The organism is Sphingobacterium sp. IITKGP-BTPF85 (assembly GCF_001006065.1).
Taxonomy (GTDB): domain Bacteria; phylum Bacteroidota; class Bacteroidia; order Sphingobacteriales; family Sphingobacteriaceae; genus Sphingobacterium; species Sphingobacterium anhuiense.
Genome location: NZ_ASZT02000030.1, coordinates 1 through 24654 on the forward strand (window position 1 = coordinate 1; position 24654 = coordinate 24654).

Genomic DNA, 24654 nt, shown 5'->3' on the forward strand with positions numbered 1-24654 from the left:
AGCAAAACAAGAAAGACTGATGCTAGAATCTAAAATTCAAATATTGGAAGATAGCTTAGCTAGTCTTGCTTAAATATTTCAAAATTAAATTTAAGAGGGCCAATTTCATGAATGGCCCTCTTATTTAGAGTTTCATCCCTATAGCCAATGCTGCCCTATATTAAAATTATGTGCGTTTAAAAGACGATATAAACAATTAAAATTCAAACGCATAGAACTGAACAATATTTTAATTTATAATGATGTGAAAAAATAATTGCATTCATATTCCTAATTGGAATCAAATTTGTCATCTAATTGATTATGATCATTCCAAAATAAGTATTTTACACAAAAAACCTTGATTGTTAAAAACATGAAAAAAAAAGCACTTCTCTTTCTATTTTCAATTACCTTTTTATTGGTTCGTGCACAGGAACAACCTGCAGCGTATGCTGTAAGTGATGAATACACTTTATGGAATTTTCAAAAAGGTGATACAGCTTATGTATTCGCTGACGTGGCATATGTACGTGAAAATGCGGATACTAAATCGAAGTTGGTCGATTCTCTAAAAGAGGGCGCAATGGTTGTTATTAACAGTGAGGGGTACAATGGAAGTACGATAAGAGGATTTCATGCGCCATGGTATAAAATTAGTTTTTAAAAGACAATGTCAAAAAAGAGGGTTTTATATGGTTAGGTTTACTAGCTCTCAACAGTATACGTAACCAGGAGGGCGAACAGTTCATTTATGGTTTCAAAAAATTCAGATCCTCTACTGAAAATTCACCATCTTATTATGACGCCGAAATCAAAGTCTTTGATCGAGAAAAAACGTTATTGCGCGCGCTTCATATCAAGCTAAGGTAAACGATCAAACTGGTACCGAGACTAAGATCTTAGGAGGAATGGGATTAAAAAACATTAAAAATATTCATCGTTCTGCTTTTTTAGGTGAGGCATGTGGAATCGCTACCCAATATTACTATTTTGCATGGACTGGTCAAGAATTGATTCATTTCCCAAGCAAAATGTCTGTTTCTGATGCGGGTGTATTCTATTATGATGAAACAATCTTGTTCCCCTCCGAACATAAAGGTGATCCCACTATGATCTATAAAAAAATAGTTGAAGGCGAAAATATTGATGACAATTTAGATGAGCCGAATTACAAGGAAACAAAAAGTCAAAAGAAATACACCTGGGATGGAAAAACGTTAAGTGAGCTCATCGAAATGAGGTAAGCAATTGAAAGAAGGAATTTATTCACCTTTTTATAACCTATGTTCGCCGATGCTTCTTCTAGGTTTACCTAAAAAAGACTTGAATAAATTATTGTAGGATTTATCTTTGGCTAAACAAAGAAACAAAAGATATGATCTTAATAGCAGTATTATTACCTTGGCTTTCCTTTTTTTTAAGAGGGAAAATATTTTCTGGAATTTTATGTTTGATTTTGCAATGCACACTTATCGGTTGGTTGCCCGCGGCAATATGGGCAGTAGCTTCACGAGTTGATGGTAAAAATAAATCCAGATTTAATCAGTTTAAGCGTGAGCAACGCTTTTAACATTTCGATCCAATTATTTGGACAATAATGATTATATTTATTGGACATCATTTTAAAAATCAAATCATTATGAGCATTAAAGAAACTTTCTCGATTACAGGTGAAAATCTACTAAAGAAGATTAAAGAACTCATTGCGGATGGAAATGTAACGAAAATCAGCATATCCGATAAATCAGGAAAAGAAATCATGAGTTTCCCTGTTACTGTAGGTGCTATAGGCCTCATCTTTGCCCCTATATTTGCAGCAGTTGGTGCTATGGCGGCTTTATTGACAGAATGCAAAATAACTGTCGAACGACAAGAAAAAGATGATAATGACCAAGACAATCAAAATACATCTCAGAGTATTGAAGTAAAATGATAGACATATGAAAGAGAGCACTTATGATCCTCTCTTTCACATTATGCTTTTTATTAAGAACTAGGTAATAACCGTATCTTTTACTTCTACTTTTACCCAATACTTACTATATTGATCAATCCCAGCTAGATGATCTGGATGTTCTTCATATTTTGTAATTGCTTCCAGATTTTCAAAGGTCAACATGATATGATATGAAAAAGAATTATCGACCACTGGTCTTGGATTAGTTTTAGCGGGTTTACCGATATGGCAAGATTGTACTCCCGGCACTTTTTTCAAAATGTCAAAAAACTTTAAAAAATCCTTATCTTCCTCTGCCGTGATTCCTTCTTTTAACCAGAAATAGACGCTATGAAATATAAATCCGGCATTGAATCCGGCTTGTGTTATTGTTGTTTCATTATTACTTTGTGTATTTAGACATGAAGTCAGTACTGTTCCACCAACGCTCGCTAGCGCTAATGAGCTTAAAAATTTCTTTCTTTCCATTTGTTTTATGTTGATTATCTCGAATATACATAGAAAAAAAGCAAAAAACCAATCTAAAAGCCAAACTTAAAAATAGAGGTTGTATACTAAAAATAAGGCACTATTTTTGATTAATCTCGACAACATTACAAATACTTCTCCCTATATTTAGTTCTTGGAGAAAAACTGGATATCCATCCTTCTTTGTAATAAAATTAAATGTAAAATAGTAAACAAGATATAAACATAATCACTTGTTTTACGTTATAATAATAAATTAAGGTTTATATAAAGACTAAAAAATATTTTGAATAAATTTAGCCGTATCGCATTAAAGACCCTTTTATGGATTATTGGATCTGTCATTGGACTCTTACTTCTCATTATTTTTTTGATTCGACTTCCTTCCGTGCAAAATTTATTGCCGGAAAAGTAGCCACTTATGTTGAGGGCAAAATTGGCACGCCCTTTCATATTGGTAGCATCAATATTGAATTTCCCAAAAAACTTGTTTTAGAAAACATCTATCTGGAAGATCAATCTAGAGATACATTAGTAGCAGGTGAGGCCATAAAAGTGGATATCAATATGATGAAACTACTAAAAAGTACAGTAGAAATCCAACAACTGGAGGCTACTGGCATTACCGCAAAAATACGTCGGTCTATGCCTGACAGCAGTTTCAATTTTGACTATATCATAAAAGCATTTGCGAGTCCTGAAAGTACCAAAGCAAAAACTGATACTTCTTCTGCTATGGTATTCAATATGGACAAAGTTATCTTCGATCGTTTTCATGTGGTATATGCCGATGACGTAATTGGCACGAGCGCTGACGTCTATTTGAAACATTTTGACACCAGGATCAAGAAATTTGACTTGACAAAAAATATGGCATTTGATATGCCAAAAGTTACTATTGATGGCTTAAGTGCATTAGTCACACAATGGAATCCTACCCAAGAAGGCGATGGCCCCAGTGTTGAAGATTTTGGAATTACTGATTCCACTGCAATTGCCACTTCTTTATTACCTGATATTGGTATTAATACGGCCGACCTGCGAAATATTAATGTTCGATATGAAGATAAAGCGGGAAAACTGAGAACAAGGTTTGCCATTCAAAAGCTATACGCGGATATCAATAGTATTGATCTTAATAAGGAAATTGTTTCAATAAAAAAGATTAATTTAGAAGGATCTGATTCACAGGTATTTTTTGATAAAATAGCAAAAATAACTAAACCAGCCGCAGATAAAAATACAACAGCATCAGCACCATCCAAGGTTAATTGGATTGTTTCTGTTTCTGATATCAACATCAATAATACCAATGTATGGTATAAAGATGACAATCAAGCACGGATGAAAGGATTTGATTATTTCAATATTAAAATCCCTGCGATCAATACTGCGATGACTGATTTGTATTATAGCGCAGATTCAATTAGCGGATCGCTAAAATCATTAACAGCAAAGGATCACTCCGGTTTCGAAATTAAAAATCTAAAAGGTGATTTTATCTATACCAATACAGGTGCTGAGATCAAAAATCTGTATGCTGCAACTTCTAAAACATTATTACAAGATTATATTAAAATATCTTATCCTTCTTTAGAGGCTATATCGGAAAAACCTGAATTGCTTACTGTCAATGCCAACATTAAAAAGAGTCATGTTGATATGCGCGATATTTATTACTTTGCTCCGTTCTTGGATACGATGGAGATCATGCATCCGCTCATGAATAAAAAATTCAATATTGACGGAAAAGTAATGGGAAAACTGAACGATCTCAATATCCCACACTTAGATTTCAGCACATTATCGAATACAAAAGTAATTGCCAGTGCTAGACTCAAGGGTCTTCCTGATGTTGATAAGATGTCTATTGACCTTACGCTCAAAAAATTCACAACTGGCCGATCTGATATTGAACAACTTGTTGCAAAATCATTATTCCCTAAAAATCTTGAACTTCCAAATGCAATAGGGCTTACTGGAACATTTAAAGGTGGAATGCAATCATTCAATACCAACCTATCCTTAGTGACAGAAAAAGGAACAGCTAAAGTAAATGGTAAATTTGATATGGCAAAGCGTGATACGACATACGATGCTTACGTATCTATTAAAGACTTTGACATCGGAAAAATTTTGAAACAAGATTCTGTTTTAGGTATCTTATCATTTGAAGCCAATGTAAAAGGCCATGGATTAGACCCTAAAAAAGCGATAGCGAATGTGGACGGAAAACTAATTCGTCTGGATGCTTTAGGATATCAATACCAGAATATCGATATGAATATGAATGCTAATGCAGGCGATATCGAAGCTTCAATTAATAGTATTGATCCAAATGTCAAATTCAATTTAAATGCTACCGCTAATATGCATGCAAAATATCCGAAAGTCGATTTTGAACTGATGGTCGATAGCATTAATTTACAGAATTTAAAGTTAATGGATGATGACTTCCGTTATCATGGCAAAATGGTCGGAAATTTTGAAACAGCAGACCCTAATTTCCTGAATGGAGAAGCACATATCATCAATTCTTCTATTGCATACAATAATGACCGCTACACTCTTGATAGTATTTCAATTATCGCTCGTTCGGATAGCAGCTCAAATCTTTTAATGTTAAAATCTGCCTTTTTAAATGCCCATTTAGTTGGTAAATATAAATTAATGGAGCTTGGTACAGCAATACAAGACATTGCACACGTTTATTATCAACCTGGAGCTCCGGCAACTATTCCAAAATACGAAGATCAACAATTTGAATTTTCTGCTCAGTTGACCAGAACAAAATTTATAAAGGACTTCTTACCTGATCTGACTGAAATGAAAGACATCACACTTGATGGTATGTTTAATAGTAAGAACAAGTTGATCCAGGCAAAGCTCGATGCACCAAAAATTGTTTATGCAGGCACAGATATTAATAGTGTGACTTTTGATCTTACAACAGTTGATAGCACCATGTATTATTCTGCTTTGATTAACAAAATAAAAGTTAGCAACATCGAATTGATCAATACGGTACTCAGTGGTAAAGTCATTAAAAACAACTTAGATTTTGGCGTTTGGATTAAAGACAAAAAAGATAAAGAACAGTACCATTTAGGTGCCCATATGAAAGTAGATCGTGGCAACTTTCTTTTTAGCTTACTAGAAGATGGATTAATGCTAAATTATGATAAATGGAATGTCGATAGTACGAATGTTTTATCCTTTGGTAAAGCGGGTATTCAAGCTCATAATTTCATTCTGGAAAACAAGGGACAGTTATTGGAAATTAAATCACAGGATAGTGTTCTGAATTCACCTGTAGATCTACTTTTTAAAAATTTCAGAATTGAGACCCTCAGTAAAATGATTGCTGCTGATGACATGAATATTGGTGGTGGTATTAATGGACAAGCAACGATTTCACGCCTTGAAAGTAACCCTGTTTTTGTATCAGATATTGGAATTGATAAATTTTACTTAGGGACGGATACAATTGGAAATGTCAATATTAAAGTTAATAATGAAAAAGAAAATACGTATGCAGCCAATGTCAGTATTACTGAAAATGGTAATAACGTCAGTTTAATCGGAGAGTTTATAAGTCCTCCAACTGGAGAAGCTACTTTTGATGCTACGCTCAACATTGCTCCTTTAAAAATGAAGACAATTCAAGCTTTCAGCTTTGGGTACTTAAAAGAATCTAAAGGGGATGTCCAAGGAGAGCTTAAAATATCTGGGACGACAGATAGACCTGTTATCAACGGTGATCTGAATTTTAATGGTGCTGAATTTAATGTTGCTATGCTTAATGCGGCGTTCTTAATTGATAACGAAAAAATTAGTTTTGATAATAGGGGAATCTCTTTATCCAATTTCAACATCAAAGATAAAAAAGGCAATACTGGTGATTTGAATGGTACCATTTTAACTAAAAACTATACAGATTATGACTTTAATTTGAATCTTAAGACTGATAACTTTGAAGTTGTGAATTCGACTCGGGAGGATAATGATCTGTTCTTTGGTAAAATGTACGTTTCTTCTGATCTACGTATAAGAGGCACATTGGATAAACCTGTTGTCGATGGAAATATCAAAGTTCAAGATAAAACTGATTTTGTATTCATTATGCCGAATGATGACCCTGGTATGGTGGAGCGAAAAGGTGTCGTAGAATTTGTTGATAAAAGTGATACAACAAGAGCAAATGTTTTTGCAAAATTGGATTCACTAACAACAACAAAATTAACAGGAATCGATGTGACGCTGAATCTTCAAACTGACAAGAATGCTAAATTCAAAGTTATTCTTGACGAAGGATCTCAGGACGCCTTAAACATCCAAGGTGAAGCTGAATTAAATGCAGGTATCGATGCGAGTAACAAAATCACCATGTCGGGAACTTATACGGTCGACAAAGGAAGTTATTCGTTTTCTTTTGGGCCTGTGAAACGTGAGTTCTTATTTAAAGAAGGAAGTACAATTACATGGGCAGGAGACCCGCTAGATGCGAGAATGGATATCACTGCAGTATACAAAGTCAAGGCCCCTACCCTGGAATTGGTACAAACTCAACTTGGTGCAGATAATTCTAATCTATACAAACAGCGAGTACCATTTAATGTCAATTTATTAATCACAGAAAAGTTATTCGAGCCTAAACTAGGATTTGATATTGATCTGGATGAAAATAACGCCATTGCGTCTCAAGATGTGGTGAGTAAAGTCAATAATGCCCTTTCACAAATACGAACAGACCCTTCTGAAATGAATAAGCAGGTTTTCTCATTGATCGTATTAGGACGCTTTTTGGCTTCTAATCCATTTGAAAGTTTATCTGGTGGTGGCGGTGTCGAATCTATGGCACGTAATAGTGTGAGTTCATTACTAACGTCACAGTTAAACCGACTAGCTTCGGATTTAATTAAAGGAGTGGAATTAGATTTTGACTTACAATCCGAGCAGGATTTTACAACTGGAGTTGGGGAAACACGTACCGATTTAAATATTGGTGTTTCAAAAATGCTATTTAACGACCGTTTGAAAATCACTATAGGTTCGAATTTTGAAGTTGAAGGGAATTCAAGACCTGGAGAGCAAGCTGCGAATATTGCCGGAGATATTAGTCTAGATTATCAACTGTCTCAAGATGGTCGCTATTTCGCTCGCGTATATCGGAAAAACCAATATCAAGTAACACTTCAGGGCCAATATGTTGAAACAGGTATTGGATTTATCATCAATATGAGCTACAATAAATTCAGAGAAATTTGGATGAATTCTAAAAAATTAAATGAATATAATACCCGAAGCAAAAATTTCCGTAAACGTTTTGACGTAGAACGTATGGAAACCGACTCCGTTTACAGGGATAGCGTCCGCTTTGCAATTCGAGATAGTATGATGCGTAACGATCCTAAGAAATATAAAGAACGTTACTTGGATAGAAAACAAATCCAGCAAACCAAACCAAGCAATAAGACTGATTCAACGAATCAGAAAACAGATACAATAGGAGAAAAAGTGATTAGAAATGAAGAAAGGGAGAATAATGAAAAATAGCAATCAATTTATAGCTTTTGTTGTATTTATAGGGCTTTTCATTGCTTCTTGTTCGACCACAAAAAATTTAAAAGAGGGTCAGTCCTTATATGTGGATGGCCATGTCGATATTGAATCGGATACGATTTCCAAAGAACATAAAAAGGCCTTAGCTACGCATCTGGAACAGGTATTAATGCCTAAACCCAATAAGACACTTTTTGGATGGCGTTACAAACTAGCTTTCAACAACATGGCTGGTGATTCAGTTGGAAAAAACTTCATTCGCAGACAACTAAAAAAAATGGGTGAAGAACCCGTTTTATTGAGTGATGTAAATAGGGAATATAATGAAAACCTGTTAAGAAATCGACTTGAAAATATTGGTTTCTTTAATGCAGAGGTAAAGTCCGACACTACAATTAAGGATAAAGAAGCGACCATACACTATATTGCGACGACTAATCTGATTTATAAAATAAAATCTGTTACGTTTAATGTAGACAGTACGATACAGCTTGGCCGAGATATACTCCTATCTCGTGATAAGTCTCTTTTAAAGGTTGGTAAGCATTATAGTTTAGATGATATCCTGAATGAACGTGATCGGATTGATAATGAACTTAAAAATATTGGGTACTATTATTTCAGTCCTGACTATATATTGGTGGAAGCAGATAGTACAATTGGAGATAATAAAGTCAATTTATATGTCACTATTAAACCTGAAACACCTGTTATAGCTAAATCACCATCCAAGATAAATAATATATACATCTATCCAAATTATACGGACGAAGGTACAGGATATCAACGTGCTCCACGTAATGCGCAATTATTCGATAGTTCATATTACTTTATAGATCCAAAAAATACCTTTAGAAAACCCGTTATAGCTAACCATATTTTCTTTAAAAAGGGAGATCGTTATAATCGCGGTGCCCATAATAAAACAATCAGCCACCTTGTAAATCTAAATAGCTTCAAATTTGTTAAAAACAATTTCGTTGATAGTAAAGATGTCAAAAACGGACTAGATGTATATTACTATCTTACTCCTCTTCCTAAGAAATCTATTCGTCTCGAATTGTTAGGAAAAATGGCTTCGGTATATAATGGAACTGAACTTAATGTGAACTGGCAATTACGCAATGCCTTTAGAGGTGCCGAACTGTTAAGTCTAAATGTGTTTGGTGGATACGAAACACAGACCGGTGGAAGTGTAAGTCTAAACTCAAGCTATTATCGCTATGGTGCAGACCTTACTTTAACGTTTCCCCGTATTCTTTCGCCTTTCAAAATAAATCCCAGTCGTAGATTTATACCAAAAACCTACATCAAAACGGGATTTGAATTCTTAAATAGAACTCGAGCATATACATTAAGATCACTAAAACTTGACTATGGTTATATCTGGCAGGAATCTGAAGAGAAACAACATGATTTGGGATTATTAGAGATTACATATGTACAGCCCAGCCGTGTTTCAGATGAGTATAAAGCCCAGATGGATACGGTGCCAACGCTAAAACATGCTATAGAACCACAATTTACTATTGGTCCAAATTATAATTTTACTTTATCCAATATGATGAACAAAAATCTAAAAAACACCTTTTATTTTAAAGGAAATTTAGATTTATCTGGTAATGTATTGGGATTGATAAAAGGTGCCAACTACAATGAGGGTAAAACATTTAAATTATTCAACGCTTATTTTTCTCAATATATCAAGGTAAGTGGTGATGGTAGACATTATTTAAAACTAAGTGAAAATTCACAATTAGCATCGCGAGTCAGTTTAGGTCTAAGTTACTCTTATGGTAACTCTCGTGCTTTACCCTATCTAAAACAGTATTATGTGGGTGGTCCAAACAGTATTCGCGCTTTTGCTGCTCGAGCAATTGGTCCAGGAACTTTAAAACCTCAAAACATTGGGACCAATAAGTTCTATGCTGATCAAACTGGAGATATAAAATTGGAAATGAGTACAGAATATCGTGCTAAATTGGCTGGTTTTGTCCATTGGGCGGCATTTATTGATGCCGGTAATGTGTGGCTACAAAATACAGATGATGAAAAGCCCGGAGCAAAATTTAGCAAAGATTTCTTGACTGAATTAGCTGTTGGTGGCGGTTTAGGTTTAAGATTTGACTTTACTTTTCTTATATTAAGAACAGATTTTGCTATTCCATTCCGTATTCCATATTTGGATAAAGGAGAGCGATGGGTCTTGAAAGATATTGATTTAGGAAGTAGCAGATGGCGCAAGGACAATTTAATGTTTAATCTAGCTATTGGCTATCCATTTTAATATAAGGAGAACGAAAGTTCTCCTTTTTATTTCCTATCATTTTTTATACAACTTAATTGCTTTCCTACTATTTATTGAGTAAATTCAAAGAAAAATTAATGTCTAAGGACCAAAATTAAAAGGCTTATGAAAGTTACAATAGTTGGTGCAGGAGCAGTTGGAGCGACAACTGCAGATAATTTAATCAGAAGAGAGGTTGCTGAAGAAATCATCCTTTTAGATATCAAGGAAGGGTTTGCTGAAGGTAAGGCACAAGATATGTCACAGACTGCTGCTTTATTGGGATTCGACTCAAAAATAATAGGTGTAACGAATGATTATAGTGCAACCGCAGGCTCCACTGTTGCAGTTATTACTTCAGGAATTCCTAGAAAACCGGGCATGACCAGAGAAGAACTAATCGGCACTAATGCAAATATTGTTAAAACAGTAGTTGATAATTTGATAAAACATTCTCCTGAGGTCATTATTATTATTGTTTCAAATCCAATGGATACCATGACATATTTGGCTTTAAAAAGCTCTGGTCTTCCAAAAATAGAATCATAGGTATGGGGGGAACATTGGATTCTGCAAGATTTAAATATCAGCTAAGTCAAAAATTAAACGCTTCTGCAAGTGACCTTAATGCAATTGTTGTCGGCGGTCACGGCGATACGACCATGATTCCTCTGATCAAACATGCCACATGGAATAGTATTCCTGTAACTGATTTTTTAACTGAGGAGGAGCAAGAAGAAATTATTCAGAAAACAATGGTAGGCGGTGCAACTTTGACATCCTTAATCGGAACCTCTGCATGGTATGCTCCTGGGGCAGCTACTGCAGCTGTAGTTGAAAGTATCGTTAGAAATCAAAACAAGCTTTTCACAGCAAGTGTATTTTTGGATGGAGAATTTGGATTATCGGATATCAATTTAGGTGTTCCAGTCATCATCAATAAAAATGGATGGGATAAAATTGTACCTTTGAAGCTTTCGGAAGAGGAAAAGCAAAAACTACACAAAAGTGCGGATGCTGTTCGAAACATGAATAATGTACTAAAAGATATTAACGTTTTATAAAAATAATATGCAACTCTTTATTAAAAATATGGTCTGCAATAGATGTAAGATGGCTGTAGAAAATATATTTAAAGAGTTGCATATCCCTTATCATGATCTACAACTAGGTGTTGTTACGTTGGACCATTCACTACAGCTTGAACAACGAAAGAAAGTGAAGGAAAGTCTGCATGCTATTGGTTTTGAATTAATCGATGATAGAAACACGCGTCTTATTGAAAAAATAAAATTGCTGATCATCGATTATACACGCTATCCTTATAACTATCTGAATAAAAATTTATCAGATATATTAAGTGATCATTTACATGTTGAATACAGCTCTTTAAGTGCCCTCTTCTCTTCTGTAGCAAGTATCAGTATTGAAAAATATGCTATCTTCCAAAAAATAGAATATATTAAGGAGTTATTAATTTACGATGAACTTTCATTAGCTGAAATCGCTGAAAAACTTAATTATTCAAGCACTGCATATCTCAGCAATCAATTCAAAAAAACACAGGTTTAACACCAACGCAGTTTAAAAATTTAAATAATCCTACCGCTTTACGGCAAACTTTAGATCAAGTGCATTAATATATCTAAATAAAGATACTTTAACTTTCATGAAGCACATATTTTTTCTATGTTTGGAATATGGCAATCATCCCCTTACAGATTTTACAATTACAGGAGCAAGGCACTCATATTTTAATAGAGGTCACTTTATACGAAACTACCCATTTAATGGTTTTAGATACAGGAGCTTCAAAGACTGTTTTTGATAAAAACCAATTAGAAAAAATTCACACAGACCAATTCCAATTAGAAAGTACCGATACGCTTTCAACAGGTTTGGGCACGAATAACATGGAAAGTTTTTTGATTCATATTCCTCTTTTTAAAATCCATGATTGGAAAATAAAAAATTATAGGGCTGCAGTTCTTGACCTCAGTTCTATTAACTATGCTTACGAACAGATGAATCTACGTCCTGTGATTGGAGTGATCGGAGGAGATATTTTAGCTCCTTATGGCGCAGTGATTGATTACAAAAAGAAAACGCTTAAATTACTCAAGAGAAAGTTAAAACTTAAAGAGCCTTTTATGAATATGCAGACGTAAATATAAATAATAAGATAAAGCAATCAAAACACCTGCACCGCCCATAAAGTATAAGACACTACGCAATCCGAAATAGCTTGCTAAAGCCCCTATAAGCAAACTACCTATAGGGAAAATACCTTGAAATGCCATTACATAATAAGAAATTGCTCGTGCTCTGTAGATCGGCATCGCATGCGTCTGTATATACGTATTAATACTGGAGTTCTGCATCATCATAGCGAAAGAAACGATCGCCGTATATAAGAGAGCAAGAACTAAAACAGATGAATGCCCGAGTAAAAACAAGGCAGCTCCCATTAACAGTGCTGCGCCCATTACTTGGTAGCGCATATTAGTCCCCGATTTTAGCCGTGCCATATTAATAGCACCTATCATTGCCCCAAGACCAGCTGCACTTTCAAACCATGAAAATGTACCTGCATCGCCATTAAACATTTCTTTTGCTACGGCAGGTAATAAAGAAGTATATGGAATCACTAATAAGCTAGAAAAAGTCATCACTATAATAAGCGAAAAAATGTGGGGCGATCTTTTCAAATAGTAAAACCCTTCGACCAAGCCCTGCCAATTACTTCCTTTGCTTAAGCTTGCTGTACTTTCTGTGACATTCATCATCCATAAAGTAATCAAAACAGGGATAAAACTCAGAAAATTACTGCTGAAACACATCATTTCACCGTATGTACTCAATAATATACCACCAATAGCCGGACCAACCATACGCGCAGCGTTAAATATAGAAGAATTTAGTGCTATTGCATTAGGCAAATCTTTTCTATTATCCACTAAATGTACCATCAACGATTGTCTTCCTAACACATCGAAAGCGTTGATTACTCCTTGTGCAAATCCCAAAATAGATAACCACAATACTGTTTCCATCTTCAGGTACACTAACAGTGTTAAGATTCCTGCTTGAATCATGAGACCTATTTGCGTAATAAAAACAAGCTTATACTTTTTATGTTTATCGACAAAGCTTCCAATAAATGGAGATAATACCAAAGAAGGAAGCAAGGAGATGAAAGATACAAAACCTAACCAGAAAACAGAATCTGTTAACTTATATACTAACCAACTTATAGCAACACGTTGCATCCATGTGCCCATCAATGAGATTGCCTGGCCAATTATATGTAATCTAAAATTTGGATACTGAAGCGAACGAAATATCTGCATATCAATGAATAATAGAAGTAAATGAAAGGAATGATCTAAAATGAACAGTAATGACTAAGCAATTTTTGTGCAGTAATTTCATTTCTGCACAAGATTAGTGAATTTTAATCGATAACTTTGCCACTTAATGGTAAATAAACCAAACAATTAACAATCAATTCAATACAAGATGAAATTTTTTATTGACACAGCAAACTTAGAACAAATCAAAGAAGCACAAGATTTAGGTGTATTAGACGGGGTAACAACAAACCCAAGTTTAATGGCCAAAGAAGGAATCAGTGGTGACGAGAATGTAATCAATCATTACAAAGCGATCTGTGCTATCGTAGATGGCGATGTAAGTGCGGAGGTAATTTCTACAAACTACGAAGAAATGATCAAAGAAGGAGAAGCACTTGCAAAGTTAGATGACAAGATTGTTGTTAAAGTTCCTATGATCAAAGATGGTATCAAGGCAATTAAATATTTCAGCAAAAAAGGAATCAAAACAAACTGTACTTTGGTTTTCTCTGCAGGTCAGGCACTCCTAGCTGCAAAAGCTGGAGCTACTTATGTTTCACCTTTCATTGGTCGTTTAGATGATATTTCTACAGATGGTTTAGGACTTATCGAAGAGATCCGTTTAATCTATGATAACTACAGTTTCCCAACACAGATCTTAGCGGCTTCGGTACGTAACAGTGCGCACATTTTAGGTTGTGCTAAGATTGGAGCTGATGTGATGACAGGTCCTTTATCTGCAATCACAGCTTTATTAAAACACCCATTAACAGATAGTGGCCTTGCTACTTTCTTGGCTGACCACGCGAAGGCGGCAGGAAAATAAAATCGATATAAAACGACTTTAAAGAAACGGTCAGAAACGAGTATGAATAACTTGTTTCTGACCGTTTTTTTATATTAGAATAATGATGTATTTTTGTATTATGAGTAAAGAGCAACAACAGGAAAAAACAGTACATGAGCGTGTCGATTTTACAACTTTACTAAAACAATATCAGCTTAAGGTTACACAGCCTAGACTGCGAACTTTAGAAGTTATATCGACTAAGAAATCAGCCATTTCACAACCAGAGCTCGAAAAATTAATCGGTAAAGAAATTGATCGTGTCACCCTCTATCGCGTGTTAGCTTCATTTGAGGAGAAGGGAATATTGCATAAAATTTTTGATCTAAATGGTACAGCTACTTACGCCCTCTGTTCGACCAACTGCTCCGAGCACAATCATCATGACCAACATGTACACTTCATCTGCAGAAGCTGTAACTCCGTATTTTGTATGGATGAAATCACACTTCCCTCCTTCAACATTCCGGAAGGTTACAAACTTGAAGCTGTAGCTATAAATGCCCTGGGTCTATGCGATCAATGTCAGGAAAAATAATAAAAAAACAAAATTTTACTGAATTCGAAGGAAGATATCAACATTTCTGAAAACCTTTTCTTTGCACGCGCTTCTCCTAAATCCTGATGCTAAAGTTCTTTCTTAATCATCAACTAAAATTTAGCAAAAAGAAATCTAAATAATTGATACAATACACTTTATTAAATTTAAACAAATAAGAATTTGATAAAAATACATTTAGCAATGTATTAAAAATCGAGCAAAACCTGAAAGTATATTGTTTATCAACATTACAAATAATGATTCATTAAGCTATTTAATATTCAATACACTGTTTATCAAAATATTAAATATGCTAAATAGAATTAAAAATACACTTAATTCTATAACAAAAACAAAGAACACTTAGATATCCACAATTTCGGATTAATATTTGTATATTGTATGTGATAAGACATCGGGAATAGCCTAAATAGCAATGGTATTATATTGCAAACTACAGTAGCCTTCTCCCCCACTTACAACACGATAAAAGTAAATAAAAACGTATGACGACAAAAAAAGAAAACCCGTACCAAGAGGTTTTAACACAGCTCATCATCGACATCTTCGAGAAGTCAAACAACAAGCCACTCAACTATAAACAAGTCGCATCAAAGCTGAACGTTCACGATTCAGATTCCAAAATAGCAATCGCCAACATTCTGACTGACCATCCGAAAAACAGCCCTTTTTTAGAGGTTGAGAAGGGTAAATTCAAACTTCGTCAACTTAAAGTTTACGTGACGGGAAAAGTCGATATGACTGCTGAAGGATCTGCTTATATTATACCTCAAGACGAATTTGAGAATGATATCTTTGTAGCACCTCGAAAATTACGTCAAGCACTGCATGGAGATATTGTTAAAGTACATACTTTTGAAAAGAGCAGAGGCCGTAAAAAAGAAGGAGAAGTTGTTGAAATCATACAGCGTGCAAAAACAGATTTCACAGGTATTATCAATCTTTCTCAGAACTTCGCATTCTTTATTGCAGACGATAGAAAAATGTTACATGATATTTTTATACCGCTTGATAATCTTGAGGGTGCTAAGGATGGAGAAAAGGTTGTAGTCTCTATTATTGACTGGCCACAAGGTGCAAAAAATCCGATTGGCAAAGTCAAGACTATTTTAGGTAAAAAAGGAGAAAACAACACGGAAATGAATGCTATATTGGCAGACTACGGATTTCCATTAAAGTTTCCTAAAAAAGTTGAAGAAGAGGCAAATGCTTTACCAGAGACCTGCTCTAAGGAAGAAATTGCAAAACGCAGGGATTTTAGGGCAATCACCACATTTACAATTGATCCTGCTGATGCAAAAGATTTCGATGATGCAATTTCTTTTCAGCAATTAGAAAATGGGAATTATGAAATTGGAGTCCATATTGCCGATGTTTCGCACTATGTTATTCCAGAGACTGAACTGGACAAAGAAGCATACGAAAGAGGTACTTCAGTATATCTTGTCGATAGGGTAATCCCCATGCTTCCAGAGCGACTTTCCAATGGTGTATGTTCATTACGACCACATGAGGATAAACTTTGTTTCTCAGCGGTCTTTGAGCTTGATGAAAAGGCAAATGTTGTAGAGCAATGGTTTGGAAGAACTATCATTCATTCTGATCGACGCTTTTCTTACGAAGAAGCTCAAGAAGTTATTGAAACAAAAACAGGAGATTTTTCTTCAGAGATACTAAAACTAAATGAACTTGCTTATATTCTTCGTGAGCGCAAATTTAAAAATGGTGCAATTGCATTTGAAAGTGAAGAAGTAAAATTCACGTTGGATGAGAACGGTAAACCAACGGGGGTCTATAGCAAAGTAAGAAAAGATGCGCATAAACTCATTGAAGATTTCATGCTTTTAGCCAATAGAAAAGTTGCTGAATACATTGGGAAACAGGGAAAAGGAAAAAATAAATTACCATTTGTTTATCGTTTTCACGATGTCCCGAATCCAGAGACATTAACTACATTTTCTCAATTTGCTGCTCGGTTCGGGCATAAGTTAACGATCAAATCTGACAAAGAAACTGCAAAATCTCTCAATGCTTTAATGACTAAAATTGAAGGCAGTAAAGAGCAAAATATGTTAACATCCTTGGCGATTCGTTCGATGGCAAAAGCGATCTATACGACAAAAGGAACAAGTCATTATGGTCTTTCATTTGATTATTATACGCACTTCACTTCACCTATTCGCCGATATCCTGATGTAATGGTACATAGATTATTAGCATACTATTTAAGTGGAGGTGATAAAATCAATGCCGATCATTATGAAAAAATGTGTGAACACACTTCACAAATGGAGAAGAAGGCAGCAGAAGCCGAACGTGCTTCAATTAAATATAAACAAGCTGAATTTTTACAGGAACAGATCGGGACTGAATATACAGGAATTATCTCTGGTGTAACTGAATGGGGGATGTACGTAGAAATTGAAACCAACAAATGCGAAGGTATGGTTAGATTACGAGACATTAACGACGACTTTTATGTATTAGACGAAAAGAACTTTGCAATCATAGGTCAACGCAAGAAAAAGAAATATCAATTAGGTGACGAAGTACAGATCAAAGTTAAAAAGGTTGATCTTGACAAACGTCAAATCGATTTTACTTTAATCAGTTAAGTCATATTAAAATACAATGGACGCCTCCAATCAAGTAAAACACTTTTTTGGGGGCTTTTCATTTCAAAGAGAAACTAACCATCCAAATGTCTCAACATCTCATCTGTAAAATGCTCAATATGCCTGGTCTGCGTAAATTTAACAGCATTAAAAACTTCTGATTCGCCCTTCGGGATGGATAGTGACTTCCAATTATTCCCTTTCATCATTTTTCCCAACATAACAATTTGTCCTACATGATAGGGATAATGAGCCAATTGTCGATTAATTGCTTCTACCACTGTATGGCCCTGATTACGTATATAAATTAGCTTTCCTAGATCTTCAAATTCCAAACACTTCAAGGTGTTAAATAAATTGTCCCATGCTTCATTCCATTCCCGAAACAACCTATTCTTGTCCTGATCCACCAATTCAAACTCTGCATCACGATTTCTCCATTCTTTTTCACCATCAGAAGTAAGAAAATCTGTAAAACGAGACTTCATATTACCGGATATATGCTGAATAAGTACAGCTACACTATTACTTTCATCATTGTAACGCCAAAATAACTGGCTATCACTTAACTGATTCAAAGTACTATCAACTAAATGCTTATAATACAAAAACAACTTTTGAACATCCTCTAAATAATTCATAACAATCTGATTTACAAAATAAAACAATCTCTCATACACCTTCCAATTATTCTTAAATCTAAGTAGAAAAATTCACTTTTTTTAGGTAAAACCCAAAAATTGACATTCAATTGAAAAAATAGCCATCATTAACAGTATATATTAAAAGACCATTCGTTTTCCTTGCTCCGGAAAAATAAAATTAACTTTATAAGAATTATTTTCCAGCAATTGCCGTTTAATCGTGTCAACATTATCGGAAACAGGCTTCATATGGGTAACAATAACATTTAAACCTTGTAGCATATCTCTTCCGGTAAAAGTTGCTAGCTTTCCCAATTCTTCATTTAAAAGTAGAGGTGTTAAATGTCCAAAAAGTAATTTTTCTGGTTGTGCATTCGGAAATGAAACTTCAATCATTAAAGCTTTCAATCGTCGTGATTTAATTATGGGTGCTATAGACTGCCATAAATTTTCAAGATTTGTGACCTTTTCCACACGGTCTGCTCCTGTATCTCCTAGGTATACGATAGAACTGTCGCCTATAGTTACTAAAACTGCTGAACTCTTCATCGGGTTCACATGGCTTAAATCAAAAGCCTGAATAGTCATTCCGGTATTTGTTACCGTATCGATCTCGCCAATTTTTAAACGTTTATATTGATATTTCCGTATGGGTAAATCACCTTCATTAGCAAAATTAGCCCATGTATCGTTTATGAAATAATGCGCTTTCAATACATCTATCATTGCTGCTGTTGCGTAAATATTTTTTGCAGCATCTGAGGGAGAATTGATTATCATCCCTGCCAGATGATCAAGATGTCCGTGCGAGATGAAGTACCCTTTGATATAATCTCGCAATACCCTGCCGGCTGGCACCTCAAATGTTTTTAAGGTTATTGCTTTTCGAATTCCAGCATTTATAGTACCGGCATCTAGCGCTAAATACGCATTTGCCTTATACTTACCAATCAAGTATGAAGATAGATTATCTTCATGATCTCCTCCATAAACTCCCAAAGGCACTACTTCAAATGTCTGACTATATACTTTAGAACACAACAGAGTCAGCGTAAGCAGGATGATTTTTTTCATATTGATACTTTCGATTTTGATAAACGATACAAAAATATCATAAAAACATGAACGCAATTTCATGTTTTTATGATATTGTCTAAAAAATAAAATGGAACAAAATTTAATAGGTGAAATAAATTATTTTGTTCAGATTTGCAGTTTACAAGTTACTTTAAAAATGAAATTTAGAAATGATATAGGGGCATTACGTGCTTTAGCGGTACTGGCAGTAATTTTTTTTCATTTCAAAGTACCCTATTTTGATGGTGGCTTTAGTGGTGTGGATATTTTTTTCGTCATCTCTGGCTACTTAATGACCCGAATTATTTTAAAGGGCTTTGAGAATAGCAACTTTTCTTTTAAGCAATTCTACACTAAACGTATAACACGCATTATTCCTGCACTTTTGTTTCTTCTTGTAGGTGTTTCTATTATTGGTAGTTTTATATTACTTCCAAAAGACTTACAGCAACTTGGAAATAATGCATTTTTCAGCATAATCTTTAGTTCCAATATTGAATATTATTTAAATAGTGGATATTTTGATGTTGCCTCTCAAAATAACATCCTTTTGCACACATGGTCATTATCGGTCGAATGGCAATTTTACCTTTTATACCCTGCCCTCTTATTCCCTTTTAAAAGTCTTTACTCGAACAATAAAATAAGGTTTGTTAGCTTTTTCATCTTTTTGATTATCCTGTCATTAGGTCTGAACTTATATTTCAATAATACAGATCAATCCTTCAGTTTTTATATGTTCCCGACTCGGGCATGGGAAATGTTAATTGGGGGACTTGCATTTTTAGGAGAGTCTTATACTCAAAAGTCGATACCCAAGCTCTTCAGAAAAGTAGTTGCAATTACGGGATATGCTATTTTAATTGTTAGTATCTATTTATTTAACGAACAAAATATAAGCTGGCCTTCCTATTATACACTTATTCCTGTCATTGCGACCTTTGGTATCATTATAGCACAGTGCGATTTCAATTTTTTATCCATTAAACCAATACAATGGGTAGCGAAACTATCCTATTCTTTATATCTATGGCATTGGCCAATTTATGTATTCGCCATTTATCTTGGATTGAATCAACCTCTTATTATCATTCCCATCCTCACACTATCTTTACTTTGTGCAAGTATTTCCTATTATTTCATCGAGATCAATAAGAAATTTGATCAACTACCATTTACAATAGCTGCTACCATCGTTGTTGTGTTGCTAACAGGAATTATGATGTTATTTCCTTATAATCGATTACAAATAAACAAAGAAATTGATTACCTGACGAACTATAACACCAATTACAGAAAAAACAGACTTGCTTCACAATTCAGAAAAGGCATATGCCATCTGGATATAGACAATACATTTAAGCAATATAATTTTGAAAGCTGTGCCACCATCATTCCAAACAAAAAGAATATTCTTTTACTAGGGGATAGTCATGCGGGTGTTTTCGGACAGAGTTTAAAAGAGCAATTAGAAAAACAAAATATCAATCTTTTACAAGCAACCGTATCCACTACTTATCCACTTTTGGACACCAAAGGGCCAGAGGCATCTTGCGAACTGATCGACTATATGTATGAAAAATTTATACCAGAAAATACGAAAAAAATTGATGAAGTGATACTTGTTGGTTTCTGGGGCTCGCAACAATATCCGGATGAAACCTTAAAAATAAAACTTCAGCAAGTAATTCAATATTTCAAAGAAAATGGTATTCCACTTAAAATGATCGGACAGACCCCTAGTTATTCTATCATCTTTCCAAATATTTTGGCTCTACAGATAAAAAATAAAAGTGTAAAAGAAGAAACTACGTTGAATCCCGATCTGCACATATCAACACTTATCTAAAAACCTTTATTCCAGAAGATATTTACATTGATATTTACAATTTACCTGAAATAATTAAATACAATGGTCAAGATCCCTACATGCATGATGACGATCATTTATCGAAATATGGAGCTGATCAAGTTGTTCGTTACTTATTACAAAAAAACTAATCTAACAGCTAACTCTAAGATTTTCAAGCAAAATGTGGAAAACTAATTGACTGGACATTTCGATTTAACAATAAAATGGTTATCTTTGCGAACTTATAATAATTTAAGAATAAAATTAAATAACAAAATCAGGTAAATGCCTACTATTCAACAATTAGTTAGAAAAGGTAGAGTAGCTCTGGTTGACAAGAGTAAGTCACCAGCGTTGGACTCATGTCCACAGCGAAGAGGTGTATGTACACGTGTATATACTACTACCCCTAAAAAACCAAACTCAGCAATGCGTAAAGTAGCTCGTGTACGTTTAACAAACGGTAAAGAGGTTAACGCTTACATCCCAGGAGAAGGTCACAATTTACAAGAGCACTCAATCGTTTTGATTCGTGGTGGTCGTGTTAAAGATTTACCAGGTGTACGTTACCACATTATCCGTGGTGCATTAGATACTTCAGGTGTAGCAGGTCGTAACCAACGTCGTTCTAAATACGGAACTAAACGTCCTAAACCAGGACAAGCAGCGGCTGCGCCAGCAAAAGGTAAAAAGAAATAATTAAACGGAGGAAAGAAAAATGAGAAAATCAAAACCAAAAAAGAGAATCATTTTACCTGATCCAAAGTTTAACGACACTCAGGTAACACGCTTTGTAAACAATATGATGTACGATGGTAAAAAATCTACAGCATACGAAATTTTTTACAATGCAATTGAATTAGTAGAGCAAAAAACTAGCGAAAGCGGTTTAGAAGCTTGGAAAAAAGCTTTAAACAACGTTATGCCAGCTGTAGAGGTTAAATCTCGTCGTGTTGGTGGTGCTAACTTCCAAGTTCCTATGGAAGTTCGTCCTGAGCGTAAAATTGCTTTGGGTATGAAATGGTTAATTTCATATTCACGCAGACGTGGTGAGAAAACAATGTTTGAAAAATTAGCAGGAGAAATCATTTCAGCTTCTAAAGGTGAAGGTGCTGCTGTTAAGAAGAAAGAAGATACGCACAAAATGGCTGAAGCTAACAAAGCGTTCTCACACTTCAGATTCTAGTTTTGAACTTACACACAAAAATATGATTACACCGATCTTTGGTAAACGTTCATTCTTTTATCAGGATCGGTGTACTTATTTAGACAGAAAAATATTTAGCTCCATCTGGGCTAATGCTTAAAAATATTATGGCAAGAGATTTAAAATTCACTAGAAATATTGGTATCGCTGCTCACATCGATGCTGGTAAAACAACTACAACTGAGCGTATTCTTTACTACTCAGGAGTTAATCATAAACTTGGTGAAGTGCACGAAGGTGCTTCAACAATGGACTGGATGGAGCAAGAGGCTGAGCGTGGTATCACGATTACTTCTGCAGCTACTACAGTTTTCTGGCAGTACCGTGGTAACAAATACCAAGTAAACGTTATCGATACTCCAGGTCACGTAGATTTTACGGTTGAAGTAAACCGTTCATTACGTGTATTAGACGGATTAGTATTCTTATTTTCTGCAGTTGATGGTGTTGAGCCTCAATCAGAAACTAACTGGAGATTAGCTGATAACTATGCCGTTCCACGTATCGGTTTCGTTAACAAAATGGACCGTTCTGGTGCTGATTTCTTAAAAGTTGTTGGTCAAGTAAAATCAATGTTAGGTTCTGAAGCAGTTGCTTTGCAATTACCTATCGGCGCTGAAGACACTTTTACTGGTGTTGTTGATTTAATTAACAACCGTGGTATTGTTTGGAACGAGCATGATAAAGGTATGACGTTTACAGAAGTTCCTATTCCAGAAGATATGTTGGAAGAGGTTGCTGAATACCGTGAGCGTTTATTAGAAGCTGTTGCGGGTTATGATGAGTCTTTGATGGAAAAATTCTTCGAAGATCCTAATTCATTAACTGAGCGTGAAATCTTAAATGCTTTACGTGCAGCAGTATTGGATAACTCTATCGTCCCTATGGTTTGTGGTTCATCTTTCAAAAACAAAGGTGTTCAAACTATGTTGGATTTAGTAATGGAATTATTGCCTTCTCCAATGGATTCAGAAGGTGTTAAAGGTACTCATCCAGATACAGGTGAAGAATTATTACGTAAACCAGATGTTAACGAGCCTTTCGCAGCATTAGGTTTCAAAATTGCAACTGACCCTTTCGTAGGTCGTTTGTGTTTCATCCGTGCTTATTCAGGTAAGTTAGATGCAGGTTCTTATGTATTGAACACTCGTTCAGGTAACAAAGAGCGTATCTCTCGTATCTTCCAAATGCACGCTAACAAACAAAACCCTATCCCTTTCATCGAGGCTGGTGATATTGGTGCTGTTGTTGGTTTCAAAGACATCAAAACTGGTGATACTTTATGTGATGAAAAACACCCTATCGTGTTAGAGTCAATGAACTTCCCAGAGCCAGTTATCGGATTAGCGATTGAGCCTAAAACTCAAGCTGACATCGATAGATTAGGTATTGGTCTTGGTAAATTAGCTGAAGAAGATCCTACATTCGTAGTAAAAACTGACGAAGAAACTGGTCAAACAGTTATCTCTGGTATGGGTGAGCTTCACTTAGAGATCTTGATCGATCGTTTGAAACGTGAGTTCAAAGTTGAGGTTAACCAAGGTGCTCCTCAAGTATCATACAAAGAGTCTATCAACGGAACTACAGAACACCGTGAGGTATTCAAAAAACAATCAGGTGGTCGTGGTAAATTTGCAGACATTAAAGTTGTTATTTCTCCAGCTGATGCTGACTACGATTTAACTAAATCTCCTCTTCAATTCGTAAATGAAATTGTTGGTGGTAAAATTCCAAAAGAATTTATCCCTTCAGTTCAAAAAGGATTTGAAACTTCAATGAAAAATGGTGTATTAGCAGGATTCCCATTATCAGGAATGAAAGTTCGTTTGATTGATGGTTCATTCCACGCTGTCGATTCAGATTCATTATCGTTTGAATTAGCTGCTCGTTCAGCATACCGTGAAGCATTGCCAAAATGTTCTCCTGTCTTAATGGAACCAATTATGAAAATAGAGGTTTTAACACCAGAAGAAAACATGGGTGATGTAATGGGTGACTTAAACCGTCGTCGTGGTTTAATGCAAGGTTTAGATAGCCGTAATGGTGCTCAAGTAATTAAAGCATTAGTTCCACTTTCGGAAATGTTTGGTTACGTAACACAATTGCGTACTATCACTTCAGGTCGTGCAACTTCTACTATGGAATTTGATCACTTCGAAGAAGCTCCACGTAACGTAACTGAAGAAGTTGTTGCAAAAGCAAAAGGTAAATTAAAAGGAGAATAATCCTTTCTAATATAAA

Annotated in this window: 19 protein-coding genes and 1 pseudogene; 16 read left to right on the forward strand and 4 right to left on the reverse strand. The window is 35.0% G+C overall.

The features are described from left to right. The first annotated feature begins 355 nt into the window (after positions 1-355). The 4 genes from L950_RS08210 (at position 356) to L950_RS08225 (ending at position 1915) form a co-directional block, all read left to right on the forward strand. On the forward strand, positions 356-646 hold the full coding sequence (locus L950_RS08210; RefSeq protein WP_021188469.1) for a hypothetical protein: 291 nt from the start codon (positions 356-358) through the stop codon (positions 644-646). A 244-nt stretch (positions 647-890) separates the two neighbouring features. After that, positions 891-1226 carry a hypothetical protein gene (locus L950_RS08215; RefSeq protein ID WP_021188470.1) on the forward strand — a complete coding sequence of 112 codons (336 nt, stop codon included), beginning with the start codon at positions 891-893 and terminating at the stop codon, positions 1224-1226. 131 nt (positions 1227-1357) lie between these two features. Next, positions 1358-1552: a YqaE/Pmp3 family membrane protein gene (locus L950_RS08220; RefSeq protein WP_021188471.1), complete on the forward strand. Its 195-nt coding sequence runs from the start codon at positions 1358-1360 to the stop codon at positions 1550-1552. Between the two features lie 69 nt (positions 1553-1621). Then, entirely contained in the window at positions 1622-1915 is a 294-nt protein-coding gene (locus tag L950_RS08225) for a DUF4342 domain-containing protein (RefSeq protein WP_037525171.1), read from the forward strand. A 60-nt stretch (positions 1916-1975) separates the two neighbouring features. Here the strand turns inward: L950_RS08225 and L950_RS08230 are convergent, their stop codons facing one another. Next, complete coding sequence (locus tag L950_RS08230) at positions 1976-2407, reverse strand: Dabb family protein (protein ID WP_021188473.1); 432 nt, start codon at positions 2405-2407, stop codon at positions 1976-1978. A gap of 324 nt (positions 2408-2731) precedes the next feature. Here L950_RS08230 and L950_RS08235 point away from each other — a divergent pair, with 324 nt between their 5' ends. The 5 genes and pseudogenes from L950_RS08235 (at position 2732) to L950_RS08255 (ending at position 12424) form a co-directional block, all read left to right on the forward strand. Then, positions 2732-7963, forward strand: a complete 5232-nt coding sequence (locus tag L950_RS08235) for a translocation/assembly module TamB (protein ID WP_231576991.1) — start codon at positions 2732-2734, stop codon at positions 7961-7963. Next, the gene (locus tag L950_RS08240) at positions 7953-10256 is read left to right on the forward strand and encodes a BamA/TamA family outer membrane protein (protein WP_021188474.1); all 2304 of its coding nucleotides are present in this window, start codon (positions 7953-7955) and stop codon (positions 10254-10256) included. Before L950_RS08235 ends, L950_RS08240 begins: the two co-directional genes overlap by 11 nt. A 126-nt stretch (positions 10257-10382) precedes the next feature. Further along, positions 10383-11320, forward strand: a pseudogene (locus L950_RS08245) (malate dehydrogenase). A 28-nt stretch (positions 11321-11348) separates the two neighbouring features. Continuing rightward, positions 11349-11828 carry a helix-turn-helix domain-containing protein gene (locus L950_RS08250; RefSeq protein ID WP_231576992.1) on the forward strand — a complete coding sequence of 160 codons (480 nt, stop codon included), beginning with the start codon at positions 11349-11351 and terminating at the stop codon, positions 11826-11828. A 128-nt stretch (positions 11829-11956) separates the two neighbouring features. Next, positions 11957-12424 carry an aspartyl protease family protein gene (locus tag L950_RS08255; protein ID WP_021188476.1) on the forward strand — a complete coding sequence of 156 codons (468 nt, stop codon included), beginning with the start codon at positions 11957-11959 and terminating at the stop codon, positions 12422-12424. On the opposite strand, the gene L950_RS08260 is transcribed toward L950_RS08255, so the two are convergent. Next, positions 12386-13606, reverse strand: a complete 1221-nt coding sequence (locus tag L950_RS08260; RefSeq protein WP_021188477.1) for an MFS transporter — start codon at positions 13604-13606, stop codon at positions 12386-12388. The genes L950_RS08255 and L950_RS08260 overlap by 39 nt on opposite strands. 169 nt (positions 13607-13775) lie before the next feature. Between L950_RS08260 and fsa the strand changes: the two genes are divergently transcribed. The 3 genes from fsa (at position 13776) to rnr (ending at position 17633) form a co-directional block, all read left to right on the forward strand. Then, a complete protein-coding gene (gene fsa / locus L950_RS08265) occupies positions 13776-14435 on the forward strand; it encodes a fructose-6-phosphate aldolase (RefSeq protein ID WP_021188478.1) in 660 nt (219 codons plus the stop codon). Positions 14436-14535: 100 nt separating this feature from the next. After that, the gene (locus tag L950_RS08270; protein ID WP_021188479.1) at positions 14536-14994 is read left to right on the forward strand and encodes a Fur family transcriptional regulator; all 459 of its coding nucleotides are present in this window, start codon (positions 14536-14538) and stop codon (positions 14992-14994) included. A 509-nt stretch (positions 14995-15503) separates the two neighbouring features. Next, positions 15504-17633 (forward strand): ribonuclease R, encoded by a 2130-nt coding sequence (rnr, locus tag L950_RS08275; RefSeq protein WP_021188480.1) that lies wholly within the window; start codon positions 15504-15506, stop codon positions 17631-17633. Positions 17634-17707: 74 nt separating this feature from the next. On the opposite strand, the gene L950_RS08280 is transcribed toward rnr, so the two are convergent. Continuing rightward, positions 17708-18274 carry a DUF1572 family protein gene (locus L950_RS08280; protein ID WP_021188481.1) on the reverse strand — a complete coding sequence of 189 codons (567 nt, stop codon included), beginning with the start codon at positions 18272-18274 and terminating at the stop codon, positions 17708-17710. A gap of 141 nt (positions 18275-18415) precedes the next feature. After that, positions 18416-19351 carry an MBL fold metallo-hydrolase gene (locus tag L950_RS08285; protein WP_031287325.1) on the reverse strand — a complete coding sequence of 312 codons (936 nt, stop codon included), beginning with the start codon at positions 19349-19351 and terminating at the stop codon, positions 18416-18418. Between the two features lie 160 nt (positions 19352-19511). Between L950_RS08285 and L950_RS26175 the strand changes: the two genes are divergently transcribed. From L950_RS26175 to fusA, 4 genes are all read left to right on the forward strand, one after another. After that, positions 19512-21203: an acyltransferase family protein gene (locus tag L950_RS26175; RefSeq protein WP_231576994.1), complete on the forward strand. Its 1692-nt coding sequence runs from the start codon at positions 19512-19514 to the stop codon at positions 21201-21203. Between the two features lie 288 nt (positions 21204-21491). After that, on the forward strand, positions 21492-21905 hold the full coding sequence (gene rpsL / locus L950_RS08295) for a 30S ribosomal protein S12 (protein ID WP_002993550.1): 414 nt from the start codon (positions 21492-21494) through the stop codon (positions 21903-21905). A 19-nt stretch (positions 21906-21924) separates the two neighbouring features. After that, the gene (gene rpsG / locus L950_RS08300; protein ID WP_021188484.1) at positions 21925-22392 is read left to right on the forward strand and encodes a 30S ribosomal protein S7; all 468 of its coding nucleotides are present in this window, start codon (positions 21925-21927) and stop codon (positions 22390-22392) included. A gap of 128 nt (positions 22393-22520) precedes the next feature. Continuing rightward, positions 22521-24638, forward strand: a complete 2118-nt coding sequence (gene fusA, locus L950_RS08305; RefSeq protein ID WP_031287331.1) for an elongation factor G — start codon at positions 22521-22523, stop codon at positions 24636-24638. The last annotated feature ends 16 nt before the right edge of the window (positions 24639-24654 follow it).

Coding starts and splice junctions, on each gene's coding strand:
- L950_RS08260 (WP_021188477.1), bottom strand. CDS start 13,606: ATGCAGATATTTCGTTCGCTTCAGTATCCAAATTTTAGATTACATATA.
- L950_RS08230 (WP_021188473.1), bottom strand. CDS start 2,407: ATGGAAAGAAAGAAATTTTTAAGCTCATTAGCGCTAGCGAGCGTTGGT.
- L950_RS08210 (WP_021188469.1), top strand. CDS start 356: ATGAAAAAAAAAGCACTTCTCTTTCTATTTTCAATTACCTTTTTATTG.
- L950_RS08250 (WP_231576992.1), top strand. CDS start 11,349: ATGGTCTGCAATAGATGTAAGATGGCTGTAGAAAATATATTTAAAGAG.
- rnr (WP_021188480.1), top strand. CDS start 15,504: ATGACGACAAAAAAAGAAAACCCGTACCAAGAGGTTTTAACACAGCTC.
- rpsL (WP_002993550.1), top strand. CDS start 21,492: ATGCCTACTATTCAACAATTAGTTAGAAAAGGTAGAGTAGCTCTGGTT.
- L950_RS08220 (WP_021188471.1), top strand. CDS start 1,358: ATGATCTTAATAGCAGTATTATTACCTTGGCTTTCCTTTTTTTTAAGA.
- L950_RS08235 (WP_231576991.1), top strand. CDS start 2,732: ATGGATTATTGGATCTGTCATTGGACTCTTACTTCTCATTATTTTTTT.
- fusA (WP_031287331.1), top strand. CDS start 22,521: ATGGCAAGAGATTTAAAATTCACTAGAAATATTGGTATCGCTGCTCAC.
- rpsG (WP_021188484.1), top strand. CDS start 21,925: ATGAGAAAATCAAAACCAAAAAAGAGAATCATTTTACCTGATCCAAAG.
- L950_RS08215 (WP_021188470.1), top strand. CDS start 891: ATGGGATTAAAAAACATTAAAAATATTCATCGTTCTGCTTTTTTAGGT.
- L950_RS08270 (WP_021188479.1), top strand. CDS start 14,536: ATGAGTAAAGAGCAACAACAGGAAAAAACAGTACATGAGCGTGTCGAT.
- L950_RS08280 (WP_021188481.1), bottom strand. CDS start 18,274: ATGAATTATTTAGAGGATGTTCAAAAGTTGTTTTTGTATTATAAGCAT.
- L950_RS08255 (WP_021188476.1), top strand. CDS start 11,957: ATGGCAATCATCCCCTTACAGATTTTACAATTACAGGAGCAAGGCACT.
- fsa (WP_021188478.1), top strand. CDS start 13,776: ATGAAATTTTTTATTGACACAGCAAACTTAGAACAAATCAAAGAAGCA.
- L950_RS26175 (WP_231576994.1), top strand. CDS start 19,512: ATGAAATTTAGAAATGATATAGGGGCATTACGTGCTTTAGCGGTACTG.
- L950_RS08285 (WP_031287325.1), bottom strand. CDS start 19,351: ATGAAAAAAATCATCCTGCTTACGCTGACTCTGTTGTGTTCTAAAGTA.
- L950_RS08225 (WP_037525171.1), top strand. CDS start 1,622: ATGAGCATTAAAGAAACTTTCTCGATTACAGGTGAAAATCTACTAAAG.
- L950_RS08240 (WP_021188474.1), top strand. CDS start 7,953: ATGAAAAATAGCAATCAATTTATAGCTTTTGTTGTATTTATAGGGCTT.